Source organism: Facklamia sp. P12937 (genome assembly GCF_050409505.1).
GTDB lineage: Bacteria > Bacillota > Bacilli > Lactobacillales > Aerococcaceae > Facklamia.
This window is the reverse complement of record NZ_JBNUPI010000040.1, coordinates 1-2,928: the sequence shown is the minus strand read 5'-3', so window position 1 is coordinate 2,928 and position 2,928 is coordinate 1. Positions and strand designations below refer to the sequence as shown.

Here is a 2,928-nt window from a genome sequence, read left to right as displayed (position 1 = left end):
TAGATTACCAGACTCACTGGCTCTTTTTCTATTTTAAATGGCTAAGTTCATTTTACAATTCACCCTAAATTTTAGAATCTTCGGCTAGGTCAACAAGAAAAAATGGTTAACTTTAAAGAAACATATTCTTCTTAATTTGCTACGGAGGATGGTCGCTAAATATAAACGCATTCATCATAGTATTTATACCACATAGCCTACTCGAAGAACCGTTTATCCAAATAGTGTGGCAACTGTTTTCAGCTTCTTATAAACTAAATACAATGAATACGGAAGGAGGACTAAAATGAAATTAGAAATAGAGATTGATCCTACATTCGAGGAAACGCTTGTTAAAGTGATGGCAAACTCAATGAATCGTGATGTTGAATTGGTTCAGAGTTTGATTGAATCTTCTACGATGAAAAAAATCATCGGCTTTCAATCAGATAAAGCCACTTTACTTGAGCTGAATGAGATTATAAAGTTTTATACCGACAATAAAAAAGTATATGCACAGTCACTTGAGTCTGATTATCTCATCCGATTAAGAATGTATGATTTAGAAGAACGTTTTGGATTGATGAATTTTATCCGTATTTCTCAAGGAGAGTTAATTAACTTAGATTATGTAAAAAGACTTGACCTTTCTTACAAGGGAACAATTGCTGTAGAGTTAATGAATAATGAAGTGTTGTTTGTCTCTAGAAGAAGTCTAAAAAAATTTAAGGAAGCGTTAGGAATATAAGGAGGAGATATTCAATGGAACAGTTAAAAAAAATGATTTGCGGTGGATTTATCGGAGTAGGAATTGGTCATTTACTTAATTTATGGTTTTCATATATATATGGTGAGTACGTTCCCGGAGTTCCTAGTTTTTTAAAACAATATGATTCGATTTTAACGGCAGTTACTATTCAAACAATTATTTACATGCTATTGGGAATCATACAAGCAAGTGCTAACACAATTATGAAAAACGAAAAAAGAAGTCTGCTTTTAAATACTGTGCTTCATTTTGTAGTCATAATTCTACCTTTGTTAGCTGCTGGCTATTATTTACATTGGCAACGTGGGTTAACAGGTATTCTGTCTATTGGATTAATTAATACCATCATTTACTGTGGCATTTGGCTAGCTAATTATTTCTATATTAAATCGCAGATTAAAAAAATTAATCAAAAAATAAAATATAGAACTAAAAGTTAAGAAACTAATAAAATGAAGTCAATTTGACTATTTTAAGTCAACAAATTAGTAATGAGATCGATAGCTAGAAGCTTTCATTCAGGTGGTGACAGTAGTAATAAACAAACGAATATCACTAGTCATTTATTTGAGAATTTCAAGAGAATAGTATAAGATGGGCTTGTCGAAACGACTCTAAATATTTTTAAATTTTCATAGTTTGACTTAAGGAACAGGAGTGACATTGTGGTAGGGAAAAATAACAATTATTAAAAAAATGTCGGTCAATGGACCAAGATAATAAGTATGCTATTAGAAAGTTTACTGTTGGTTCATTTTCTGTTTTGATTTCTTCGTTTTTCTTTCTATCAGGAGCAAATCAAGTCAGTGTATCTACTCAAGACATAGCGCCTGAAGTCTCAGTATCCCTAACAGATGATGCTGTTAGTAAAGCTGACCAAAAGCTAATAGAATCGCCGAACGACCCATTACAAGCAGATAAATTTAATCCGCAGGCTACTGTCGAGTCGATTGAAATAGGAGAAACAGTCCATTTAATTGATCATGTGAAAGTGCCCGACTATGTTAAAGATCTGGACTTTAAAGGACAGCCGAAATTTGAAGATATTACACCATCTGGTGTAATTGATACTACTAAAGCGGGTGAGTATACAGGAAATGTTAAAGTAATTTATCCAGATGGAAGTTTTGAGACGATCAATGTGCCAGTAGTAGTAATTAATTCGGTAGTTCCTTAAAATGAAATATATACTCCAAAAGTAACACCAGAAACAATTCTTGTTGGAGATACGATTAACTTAACAGATAATGTTACTGTTCCAATTTTTGTTGTTGACCCTGATAATGATGGAGTATTGATATTTGAAGATGTGACTTTGGCCGGTGCGATTGATAGTACAACACCTGGTGAATACATTGGAAAAGTGAAAGTGACTTATCCAGACAACACATCAGAAATCGTTGATGTTCCGGTTACCGTTTTAGATAAAAAATCCAACATATATAATCCGACAGTAATTTCAGAAGTGATTGAAATTGGAGAAATAGTGAATCTAATCGAGAATGTTTTGTCCCTAGCTATATATATAAGACTCTAACTATCCAGGAATACCTAAATTTGAAGATGTGACTCCGGAGGAGGGAATAGATAATACAACCCCCGGTGAATATGTAGGACGAGTAAAAGTAATTTATTCAGATGGAACATTTGAAATTGTAACCGTTCCAGTAACTATAAAAACACCCGAAGCTTTACAATCGGATATCTATGTGCCTACTGTGACACCTGAAATTATTGGTATAGGTGGAAAAGCTGATTTAATTAATAATGTTAGTATTCCGGAATATGTGGTCAACCCTAAATTCCCAGGAAATCCAACTTTTGAAGACGTCACCCCTGTTGGTACGATTGATACGACCACCCCTGGTAACTACACAGGACTTGTGAAAGTGACTTATCCAGACGGTTCAACAGAAATTGTGGATGTGACAGTTACTGTAACGACACCAACCTCAGATGAAACTCAAGCATTATACTAAAGTGTGTGTAAACTAGGGAACCGCCGTATACGGAACCGTACGTACGGTGGTGTGAGAGGTCGGCTAGTCAACTAATGGCTAGCCTCCTACTCCTTTTCTTCCTGACACATATAATCTTGATATTAAAAGAATTCTATTTTTGAAAAGGGAGTCGTTTTTATAGCCATAAGCATGGCGTTTAAGCACTTTAATCGTGTTATT

General features: G+C 34.2%; 5 protein-coding genes. All 5 read left to right on the top strand.

Features of this window, described 5'->3' with window-relative positions; genetic code table 11:
* The first annotated feature begins 286 nt into the window (after positions 1 to 286).
* The 5 genes from ACQV2R_RS08565 (at position 287) to ACQV2R_RS08545 (ending at position 2,727) form a co-directional block, all read left to right on the top strand.
* The gene (locus tag ACQV2R_RS08565) at positions 287 to 727 is read left to right on the top strand and encodes a LytTR family DNA-binding domain-containing protein (protein WP_428892111.1); all 441 of its coding nucleotides are present in this window, start codon (positions 287 to 289) and stop codon (positions 725 to 727) included.
* A gap of 14 nt (positions 728 to 741) precedes the next feature.
* Positions 742 to 1,188 (top strand): DUF3021 domain-containing protein, encoded by a 447-nt coding sequence (locus ACQV2R_RS08560; protein ID WP_428892110.1) that lies wholly within the window; start codon positions 742 to 744, stop codon positions 1,186 to 1,188.
* Between the two features lie 266 nt (positions 1,189 to 1,454).
* Positions 1,455 to 1,925 carry a Rib/alpha-like domain-containing protein gene (locus tag ACQV2R_RS08555; protein ID WP_428892109.1) on the top strand — a complete coding sequence of 157 codons (471 nt, stop codon included), beginning with the start codon at positions 1,455 to 1,457 and terminating at the stop codon, positions 1,923 to 1,925.
* 6 nt (positions 1,926 to 1,931) lie between these two features.
* Positions 1,932 to 2,285 (top strand): Rib/alpha-like domain-containing protein, encoded by a 354-nt coding sequence (locus tag ACQV2R_RS08550; RefSeq protein WP_428892113.1) that lies wholly within the window; start codon positions 1,932 to 1,934, stop codon positions 2,283 to 2,285.
* Positions 2,286 to 2,295: 10 nt separating this feature from the next.
* Positions 2,296 to 2,727, top strand: a complete 432-nt coding sequence (locus tag ACQV2R_RS08545; RefSeq protein WP_428892112.1) for a Rib/alpha-like domain-containing protein — start codon at positions 2,296 to 2,298, stop codon at positions 2,725 to 2,727.
* Positions 2,728 to 2,928 lie beyond the last annotated feature (201 nt).

Coding starts and splice junctions, on each gene's coding strand:
- ACQV2R_RS08555 (WP_428892109.1), top strand. CDS start 1,455: ATGGACCAAGATAATAAGTATGCTATTAGAAAGTTTACTGTTGGTTCA.
- ACQV2R_RS08565 (WP_428892111.1), top strand. CDS start 287: ATGAAATTAGAAATAGAGATTGATCCTACATTCGAGGAAACGCTTGTT.
- ACQV2R_RS08560 (WP_428892110.1), top strand. CDS start 742: ATGGAACAGTTAAAAAAAATGATTTGCGGTGGATTTATCGGAGTAGGA.